The sequence below is a fragment of the Deltaproteobacteria bacterium genome, from assembly GCA_016218975.1.
GTDB lineage: Bacteria > Desulfobacterota > Deferrimicrobia > Deferrimicrobiales > Deferrimicrobiaceae > JAENIX01.
The window spans coordinates 1-8,095 of sequence record JACRCO010000081.1; the positions used below are offsets into that span (position 1 = coordinate 1).

General features: G+C 61.5%; 8 protein-coding genes and 1 tRNA gene. 5 read left to right on the forward strand and 4 right to left on the reverse strand.

The genetic code is table 11. The annotated features are described in order from the left end of the window. The first annotated feature begins 159 nt into the window (after positions 1–159). From HY896_12280 to HY896_12290, 3 genes are read left to right on the forward strand one after another with little or no spacing between them, the layout of a single operon-like run. A complete protein-coding gene (locus tag HY896_12280; GenBank protein ID MBI5577126.1) occupies positions 160–900 on the forward strand; it encodes a TVP38/TMEM64 family protein in 741 nt (246 codons plus the stop codon). Next, on the forward strand, positions 897–1,601 hold the full coding sequence (locus HY896_12285) for a TIGR04283 family arsenosugar biosynthesis glycosyltransferase (GenBank protein MBI5577127.1): 705 nt from the start codon (positions 897–899) through the stop codon (positions 1,599–1,601). Before HY896_12280 ends, HY896_12285 begins: the two co-directional genes overlap by 4 nt. Continuing rightward, positions 1,583–2,836, forward strand: a complete 1,254-nt coding sequence (locus HY896_12290; protein MBI5577128.1) for an OFA family MFS transporter — start codon at positions 1,583–1,585, stop codon at positions 2,834–2,836. Before HY896_12285 ends, HY896_12290 begins: the two co-directional genes overlap by 19 nt. On the opposite strand, the gene glgP is transcribed toward HY896_12290, so the two are convergent. Next, positions 2,808–5,354 carry an alpha-glucan family phosphorylase gene (gene glgP / locus HY896_12295; protein MBI5577129.1) on the reverse strand — a complete coding sequence of 849 codons (2,547 nt, stop codon included), beginning with the start codon at positions 5,352–5,354 and terminating at the stop codon, positions 2,808–2,810. The two genes, HY896_12290 and glgP, sit on opposite strands and share 29 nt — an antisense overlap. Positions 5,355–5,526: 172 nt before the next feature. Here glgP and HY896_12300 point away from each other — a divergent pair, with 172 nt between their 5' ends. Together HY896_12300 and HY896_12305 are read left to right on the forward strand one after the other, a co-directional pair. Further along, positions 5,527–5,826 (forward strand): type II toxin-antitoxin system Phd/YefM family antitoxin, encoded by a 300-nt coding sequence (locus HY896_12300; protein ID MBI5577130.1) that lies wholly within the window; start codon positions 5,527–5,529, stop codon positions 5,824–5,826. Continuing rightward, on the forward strand, positions 5,823–6,233 hold the full coding sequence (locus tag HY896_12305; GenBank protein MBI5577131.1) for a putative toxin-antitoxin system toxin component, PIN family: 411 nt from the start codon (positions 5,823–5,825) through the stop codon (positions 6,231–6,233). The genes HY896_12300 and HY896_12305 overlap by 4 nt, the downstream gene beginning before the upstream one ends. Positions 6,234–6,316: 83 nt before the next feature. Here the strand turns inward: HY896_12305 and HY896_12310 are convergent. From HY896_12310 to HY896_12320, 3 genes are all read right to left on the reverse strand, one after another. Beyond that, positions 6,317–6,392: transfer RNA gene (locus HY896_12310), tRNA-Ala, on the reverse strand. Between the two features lie 48 nt (positions 6,393–6,440). Next, positions 6,441–7,046, reverse strand: coding sequence for a methionine biosynthesis protein MetW (gene metW, locus HY896_12315; GenBank protein ID MBI5577132.1), 606 nt, complete (start codon positions 7,044–7,046; stop codon positions 6,441–6,443). A gap of 2 nt (positions 7,047–7,048) precedes the next feature. Beyond that, positions 7,049–8,095 (reverse strand): homoserine O-acetyltransferase (locus HY896_12320; GenBank protein MBI5577133.1); only part of this gene is annotated, 1,047 nt, incomplete at its 5' end.

Below are 8,095 nucleotides of genomic sequence, written 5' to 3' on the forward strand. Positions count from 1 at the left end.
CTTGAATTGGAGCCCACGGTCGGAGATGGAAAAACGGGGAAACTTCATGCTCGCCTCCGAAGCTTTGAACGGCATTTGTCGCGGGTTCGCATACATCCAATATCGTACTGAAGATAGGCCGGCTTGCGTTAAAATAGATAAATTTCCCAAGAGGGAGGAATGGCCGTTCGAATCGATAATCTGCTGAAATTCGCCGGCTTCCTCCTCTTCGCGGGCATCGCGGGATACGTCCTGTTCCTGACCCCGGCGGGAGACCTCTTCCTTACGCATGAAGGGAGAAGGGCGCTGGTGGCGCGGCTCGACATGTTCGTCCGCGCGGCGGGCATTTTCGGCCCGGCCGTTTTCGCCGTCATCTACGGGCTGGGGGTGCTTGCGCTCCCCGCGACTCCGTTCACTGCGGCGGGCGCCCTTATCTTCGGAAAGTACCTCGGAACGGCATGCAACTTCATCGGGGCGGTCGCGGGCGCGTCGCTTTCATTTGTATTGGGCCGATATTTCCTGAGGGGCTTCGCTGAAGGGTTCCTCACCGGCAGGCTGGCGGACCTGGACCGGAAAGCCGGGGAACATGGTTTTTCGGTCATCTTCTACCTGCGCATATTCTGGTTCCCGTTTATCGTCCTCAATTACGCGGCGGGTGCCACCCGGATCCGGTTCTCGGATTACTTTTGGGGGACGTTTTTCGGGATACTCCCGGCCGTCGCCATCGTTTCCTTCTTCTTCGGAAACCTGAGGGAGATCGCCGCCTCGTTCCGGGGACCCGCCGACCTGCTCCAACCCGATATCCTGGTCCCTGCGATCCTGCTCGTCCTTTCCTTCTTCCTTCCCGCCCTTCTTCAGCGGATACGAAAGAAACCGGCAAACGGAAATCCGCCTTCGGCGGGAGGGAGCGGCCCCGCGTGAAGATCTCCGTAGTAATTCCGGCGCTCAACGAAGAAGCGTCGATCGAAGCAACCATCCGCTCGGTGCGCGATGCCGGGGCCGACGAGGTGATCGTCGTCGACGGGGGGAGTAAGGACCGCACCCGGGAAATCGCGTGCGGGTCGGCGGATGCCCTGATCGTCACGCAGCCGGGCCGGGCCTCGCAGATGAACGCGGGCGCCGAGGCTTCTACCGGGGATACGCTTGTATTCCTTCATGCGGACACTCTTTTCCCGCCGGGGGCAATCCGCGCGGTGCGCGATGCAATGGAGGATGGAAGCGTCGTCGGAGGTGCATTCTCCGTCCGCCTGGGGATTTCCCCCTCCGCGCCCCCATACCGGAAAGCTATCCTTGGGCTGACCGGAGAGATGATCGGATTCCGTTCCAGTGTTTTTCGCGCATATACGGGCGACCAGGCGATCTTCGTCCGGAAGGAGATACACGCCTCGTTCGGTGGATTCCCCGCATATCCCCTCATGGAGGACGTGGAGTATTCCCGCCGTCTAACGCGCCGCGGCAGAACGATCCTGCTGCCTGTGCGGATAACGACCTCCGGCAGGAGGTGGGAGGCGACCGGACCGTTGCGCACCATCCTTCTCATGTGGGGGCTGCGGCTGGGGTACTTCCTCGGGTTGTCGCCCGCAACCTGCGCAGCCATCTACGGATGGAGCAGGGAAAGGTGACCTCCTCTCCTCGCGTCATGAACCGGTGGTTCCGGGTGGCGGGCGGCGTCGCCATGAACATGTGCTTCGGCGCCGCCTACGCGTGGAGCGTTTTCCTCGGGCCGCTCCAGAAGGAGTTCGGCTGGACGCGGGCGGAAGTGTCGGTCGCGTTCACGGCTTCCATCGTCTGCATTTCCACGGGGGTGCTTATAGGAGGCCGCTGGCAGGACCGCAAAGGGCCGGCTCCCGTGGCGCTGACCGGCGCGGTCCTCTTCTCGGCGGGAATGTTCATTTCACAATATACGCATTCCCTGTGGTGGCTTTACCTCTTCTACGGCGTACTGGTCGGTTTCTCGAGCGGGATAGGTTACACCTGTCCGCTCGCCGTGGGCATGAAGTGGTTCCCTGACAAGCGAGGGCTGGTTACGGGCTTAATGGTGATGGGATACGGCGCCGGCGGAGCGCTTATAGCGCCACTTACGGGACTGCTCATCCACTGGTACGGATGGAGGCACGCATTCGCGTTCCTGGGCGTCGGGTGCTTTTTCGTAACGGTCGCCGGTTCCTTTTTCCTGAGGAATCCGCCCGAAGGGTGGAGCCCGCCGGGGTGGACCGCCCCTTCTGCGGGAGAAGGCGCGTTCCGTACGATCCACGAGTACGCTCCTTTCGAGATGATGCGCACCGGCACCTTCCTTCGGATGTGGCCTGCATATACGCTGGGGACAACGGCGGGGCTGATGGTCATCGGGCACCTTGCCGCGTTCGCGCAGGGAGCGGGCTTCTCGCGGCCCGACGCCGCGGTCGCGGTCGGCGTGCTGGCGGTGGGAAACGGGTGCGGCCGGATCGGCTCAGGGTGGCTTTCTGATCACATAGGACGGACGAAGACGCTGGCGGTCGTCATGGGAGTCACGGCAATACTGCTGTTCTTCGAGTCGGAAGTGTCCACCCGCGCTTTCCTGTTCGGCTCCGTGTTCATGATCGGGTACTGCTACGGATCCCAGCTCGCGGTGTTCCCGTCCGCGACGGCGGACTTCTTCGGGGTGCGCAACCTTGGGAACAACTACGGCGTGGTGGTGACCGCCTGGGGAACCGCGGGCATAATCGGCCCGATGTTGGGCGGCTGGATCTTCGACTCCACGAAAAGCTACGCGCAGGCGTTCCGCATCGCCGCGCTGCTCGCGCTCCTGGCGGCCCTTCTGATCTCCACCGTCAAGCCCCCGAAGCCGCCTACTCCCAGGTCAAAAGCAGCGGCGTGAACGGGTTGGCGAGGTCCGGGTGCCTCGGCAGGATCCTCGCCATGTACCCGTAACGGCCCGTGACCTTGCACGGGATCTCGGCATGGAAGACGTCGGCGTCTCCGTCCCTGCGTTCGTGCATGGCCCGGACGATCCATCCTTCCCGGATCTCTCCCGTGATATCCATCGGGCCGTGGTAGATTTCCACGGATACGTCATCAGGCGACAGCGTGCCGATGTTCGCGCGCACGGAGACGCCGACGGAACCGCCGACCGGCACCTCCTTCTCCCTCTTCACTTCATCGATCCGGATCGCCAGGTTCGACCAGCCGGCCGTGACGCGGGCGCGCCAGTCATCCAGCGCCTTCGCGCCGGCGAACCCGTTCGCCTTGAGCCGCTCTCCCGAGCGGTGCGCAGGGAGGTAGCAGAACTCGGCGTATTCCTGCACCATCCGGTGGGTGTTGAAGCGGGCGCCCAGCTTTCGCATCGATGACTTCATCATGGAGATCCACTCGCGCGGCAGCCCGGACTTGTCCCGGTTGTAGAAGAGAGGGATGATCTCCTGCTCCAGCAGGTTGAAGAGCGCTTCGCATTCGATCTTGTCCTGCGCTTCGGGGTCTTCGTACACCTCGCCGCTTCCGATCGCCCACCCGGTGTCCAGGGCATACCCCTCGCACCACCATCCGTCGAGCACCGAAAGATTGAGGGCTCCGTTCGCCGCCGCCTTCATTCCGCTTGTCCCCGACGCTTCGAGGGGACGCCTCGGCGTATTGAGCCACACGTCGACGCCCTGCACGAGGTATCTCGCAACGTTGATGTCGTAGTCCTCCATGAACACAAGCCGTTCCCTCAGCCGCGGATCCGAGGTGAAGTGGACGACCGACTTGATGATCTCCTTTGCCGGGTGGTCCTGCGGATGGGCTTTACCCGCGAAAAGGATCTGGACGGGGCGCTCCGGATCTGTGAGCAGCCTGACCAGCCGCTCGGGCTGCCTGAACAGCAGACCGGCGCGCTTGTAGGTGGCGAACCGCCGTGAGAAGCCTATGGTCAGCGCTTCCGGGTTGAGCACTTCCTCTGCCGCGCGCAGGGACGCGGCCCCCGCCCCCTGCCGCTGAAGCTGGCTTTTCAGCCGTTTCCTGGCGAAGAAGACGAGCCGTTCCTTCCGCGCCTGGTGGATGCGCCAAAGCTCACCGGCGGGGATCGCTTCCACCCGTTCCCAAACCGTGGCGTCCGCAGGCTTCTCCGTGAAGCGGGGCCCCAGGTAGCGGAGGAACAATTCCCCTACTTCGTGACTCAGCCAGGAGCGGGTGTGGATGCCGTTCGTCACGTTCCGGATCGGAATCTCGGACTCGGGAAGGTTCGGCCACAGATCGCGCCACAATTTCCGCGACGTCTCCGCGTGCAGGCTGGCGACTCCGTTCGTGAAGGCGGCCGTCCGCAACGCCAGCACCGTCATCCCGAAATCCGGGGACCGGCTCGCCGGGATCTGGCCCAGCGCAAGAAATTCCTGCCATGGCAGCTTCAGTTCTTCCGCAACCGGCTGGAGATATTTCCTGATGAGCTCGGTGGAGAACACCTCGTTCCCGGCGGGCACGGGCGTGTGCGTGGTGAAGACGTTAGACGCGAACACCTGTTCCCGCGCCTGTGCGAATGAAAGTCCGTTTTCCGACATCAGAATCCGTATGCGCTCGATCGCGAGAAACGCCGAATGGCCTTCGTTCATGTGGAAGACGGTGGGTGACAAGCCCAGCGCCCGGAGCGCCCTCACTCCTCCCATGCCGAGGAGGATCTCCTGCCGGATCCGCATTTCCCGGTCCCCGCCGTAGAGGGCCGAGGTGATCTCCCTCGCGCGGGGACTATTCTCCCTCACGTTGGTGTCGAGCAGGTAGAGCGGGGTCCGCCCGACCTGGACGCGCCATATCCTCGCCTTGATCCGCTCCCCGCCCATGGGAACGTCGATCGTCAGGGGCTTCCCTTCCGGATCGAATTCCAGCGAGACCGGCATGTTGTACCAGTCGTTGTCGGGATAGAGCTCCTGCTGCCAGCCGTCGAGGTTGAGCTGCTGGCGGAAATATCCCTTCTGATAGAGAAGCCCCACGCCGACGAGCGGCAGGCCAAGGTCGGATGCGGACTTCAGGTGATCCCCGGAGAGGATTCCCAGCCCGCCGGAATAGATCGGAAGACCCTCGTCGATGCCGAACTCGCAGGAAAAGTAGCCCGCGAGAAAACTCTTCTCGGCGCCGTACGCCTCCTGGAACCATCCCGTGGCCTTCAGGTATTTCGTGAAGTTCTCGTGCACGCGCATCAGGTTCGCGACGAAGCTTTCGTCGCGTGCCGCCGCTTCCAGCTCGGCCTGGGTAAGCGACCCCAGCATCTGGACCGGGTTCTGATAAGATTTTTCCCATAAGCCGGGATTCAGCCGGATGAACAGCTGCACCGCTTCCCAGTTCCATGAGAACCACAGGTTCCTCGCGATGTCGATGAGCGGCAGGAGCTCCTTCGGGATGTTCGGCCTTACGTGAAAATGCCTGATCTTCATGCGGGCCGCCTTTCAGCAATGATCATTAAATACACCGATCCATTCCATTATCGTATAAACGGAATATTGATTCGATTTCTTTAGCGAATTAACGAACGAATCCCGCAACTCCCTGGAATAGGTATTTTTATGGTACACTAATGTGTCACATATTGTGCTCATAGGAGGAGCAATGAAATTTCTCAGCATCAGGGACCTGCGTTCGAATACGGCCGCTGTACGTAAATCGCTCGCTTCGGAAGGAGAACTCGTCTTGACGGCAAGCGGCAAGCCGATCGCAGTGCTCGCTCCGGTTTCCCCGGACACAGTAGAGGAAACCGTTATGGCGATCAGGCGGGCGCGTTTCACCCAGGCCCTCGACAAGGCTCACGCCGCGGCTAAAGAGGCCGGACTGTCCGCATTTCACATGGAAGACGTGGATTCCTTGATAGCGCGTGCCCGTGGGGGAAAGAAGAGAAGGATCGCCCTTTGAGGGTCGTCTTTGATACGAACGTTCTTGTTTCGGGAATTTTCACGCAAGGCGGCGTGTGCCACCGGATACTGGAACTTGTCCGCGATGGAGCATTGATTCCATGCGCGGATGGACGGATACACCAGGAATACGAAACGGTTTTCCGGTACCCGAAACTATCCCCGATCGCAGAACCGGCAAGGGAGATACTGTCGTTCATCCGGGGAACTGCGGTTCGCGTCGGGGCGATCCCCCTCCGCACAGAACTGCCCGATGAAAGCGACCTGCCCTTTCTTGAGGTGGCATCCGCCGCCTCAGCCGTTCTCATCACGGGAAATACGCGCCACTTTCCTGCCCGCGCCTGCGGCAGCGTCACGGTAATGACACCCGCCGCCCTGCTCGACCACCTGCGGAAACCGCCCGGCTGATATTGACGTTCTTCCCGATAATGCCGGAATCGACCACCGGAAAAAAAGGGCCTCCGGATTTCTCCGGAAGCCCTCGATCATTCTGGTGGAGCTGAACGGGATCGAACCGTCGGCCTCCTGAATGCCATTCAGGCGCTCTCCCAGCTGAGCTACAGCCCCACATCCGATATTATAAGGTGAAAAATCTACATCAGCCCCGCCTAAAAATCAACTGCGCTTCGATAACAGGAAAACGGCGCTCTCGGCGAAAAGGTTCGGCCGCACGCCCTTGAGCACCCTGCCGCCGCGATCGGTGGAAAGGTAGATCCGCTTTTCCACGGTTATCGCGCTTTTCCTGCAATACTCGTCGAAGTCCAGCACCGAGCAGAAATGGATGTTGGGAGTGTTGTACCATTCGTAGGGCAGAAAATCGGTTTTCGGCATCCGCCCGTTGAAAAGCAGGTAGAGGCGCATCCGCCAGAAGGCGAAATTGGGAATGCCGACAACACCCTTATCGCCGACGCGGAGCATCTCCGAGAGGACCACGTCCGGCTTCTTCACCGCCTGGATCGTCTGGTTGAGGATGACGTAGTCGAAGGTGCGGTCGGGATAATCCCGCAACCCCTCGTCGATGTCGCCCTGGAGGACCGTCAGCCCTTTGGCGATGCAGGCGCGGACCCCCTCTTCGGAAATTTCGATCCCGCGGCCGGTCACGCCCTTGATTTGAACCAACTGGGAGAGGAGAGAGCCGTCGCCGCATCCCAGGTCCAGGACCTTCTTCCCCGGCGGGATGAGATCGAGGATGATGCTGTAATCGATCCGGGTCCCCGGCATCGTCACGCGCCGGCCGGGACCGCGATTTTGTTGCGCACGGCCACGTTCTCGAGGAAGTTGCGGATGATCTTCGACATCTCGCCTTCGTCCAGGAGGAAGGCGTCGTGCCCGTACCGGGAGTCTATCTCGCAGTACGTGACGTCGACGCCGTTCACCATCAATGCCTTCACGATCTCCTTCGACTGGTACGGCGGATAGAGCCAGTCGGACTTGTAGGAGACGACGAGGAACTTCGACTTGACCTTCTCCACCGCCTTGACGAGCGCACCCGACGGAAGAGAAAGGTCGAAGTAATCGATAGCCTTCGTTATGTACAGGTAGGAGTTCGCGTCGAACCTGTTGACGAAGGCGTCTCCCTTGTACCGCAGGTAGCTCTCCACCTCGAAATCGAGATTGAAGCTGTAGCCGAGCGTCTTCTTGCCGCGGAGGCGGCGTCCGAACTTTTCGTGCATCGAGTCGTCGGAAAGGTACGTTATGTGCCCGACCATCCGGGCGAGCGCGAGCCCGTCCTTGGGGACCGCCCCGCTGTAATAGTCGCCGTCGTTGAAGTTCGGATCCGCCATTATGGCGGCGCGCCCCACCTGGTTGAACGCGATCTGCTGCGGGGAGTGCTTCGACGTCGTCGCGATCGGTATGGACGCGAGCACACGGTCGGGATGCGAGACCGCCCACTGGAGCGCCTGCATCCCTCCCATGGACCCTCCCGCCACCGCGAAGAGCCGCTCGATGCCGAGGTGGTCGACGAGGTGCCGCTGCGCCTGCACCATGTCGCCGACCGTTATGATTGGAAAAGAGAGCGCGTACGGTTTCCCCGAAACCGGGTTGACCGATGAAGGGCCGGTGCTCCCCTGGCATCCGCCGATCACGTTCGAGCAGATGACGAAGTACCGGTCGGTGTCGAACGCCTTCCCCGGGCCGATGGTGTTGTCCCACCATCCAGCGTGCTTGTCCTCGGCGGAATATTTCCCCGCCGCGTGGGAGTCCCCCGACAGCGCATGCAGGATGAGGATGGCGTTCGTCTTGTCCTTGTTCAGCTTGCCGTAGGTTTC